Below are 1,106 nucleotides of genomic sequence, written 5' to 3' on the forward strand. Positions count from 1 at the left end.
GGTGGGTTCAACCGATCGACGCAACGCTCTGTGCGAACTTCTCAGCTGGCGTTTGGTACATCAAGGTTTTTCTCGGCCGCTCGTTGAGCTGTCGGGCGATCGCGCTGAGTTGGGCCTAGCTGAAGGTCGACAGATCGACGCCGTGGTGCAGATATTGGCGCAGCAGACGGTTGGTGTTCTCGTTGGTGCCCCGCTGCCATGGGCTCTGTGGATCGCAGAAGTAGACAGCGACGTCGGTCGCGAGAGTGAAGCGCCGATGGTCAGCAAGCTCCTTGCCACGATCCCACGTCAGCGACTGATAGAGTTCGTGCGGCAGTTTGCGCGCCTGCTTGATCAGGGCGGAGACGACGCTGGCTGTCTCCTTGTTCGGGACCTTGGCCAGGATCACATAGCGCGACTGGCGCTCGACCAGCGTCACGACGTGGCTGCCGCGTGCGCCCGAGATGAGATCGCCCTCCCAGTGCCCGGGCACGGCGCGGTCCTCCACCGATGCGGGTCGTTCGCTGATCGAGACCGCGTCCTTGATCTGGCCGAGCCCGTCGCGCTTCAAGCTGGCATGGCGCGAGCGCCGGATCGTGCGCTTCGCCCGCAGATGCTCGAGCAGCTCTTTCTTGAGGACGCCACGCGTCTGAATATAAAGGCTCTTGTAGATCGTCTCGTGTGACACGCGATGCTGGTCTTCGTCCGGAAAGCTATGCTTGAGCCAGCCCGCAATCTGCTCTGGCGACCATTTGCGGCGCAGCTTGCGCGATACTGTTCGTCGCAAGCCCGGGTGGCAAGCGAGCTTGCAGCGCTTCGGACGCAGCGCGCGATCCCATGCCGCCTGATCCGACAGCGTGGCACGATACCGATCAGCGCCACCGTTGCGCCCGACCTCCCGGCTGATCGTTGACGGTGCCCGGTCGAGCTGGACTGCAATGGCGCGCAGGGAACGGCCCGCGACCAGACCTCGCGATATCTCTTCGCGGTCGGCCAAGCTGAGCGCCCGACCGGATCGCTTCCGATCGGGTGGGCGGATCCCGCCCGACGGTGAGAGCACCGAGAAGATCGACGAGCTCTCCCGCTCGAAGCCGCGCCCAATCGAACTCATCGACTCGCCGCGCTGC

General features: G+C 64.4%; 1 pseudogene. It reads right to left on the bottom strand.

Going from position 1 to position 1,106, the window contains the following annotated elements:
* Positions 1 to 7: 7 nt before the first annotated feature.
* Positions 8 to 1,106 (bottom strand): annotated as a pseudogene (locus L8K25_RS22555) (IS30 family transposase); the annotation flags it as partial.

This window comes from Sphingomonas sp. TREG-RG-20F-R18-01, assembly GCF_022662475.1.
In the GTDB taxonomy this organism is placed as follows: Bacteria; Pseudomonadota; Alphaproteobacteria; order Sphingomonadales; family Sphingomonadaceae; genus Sphingomonas.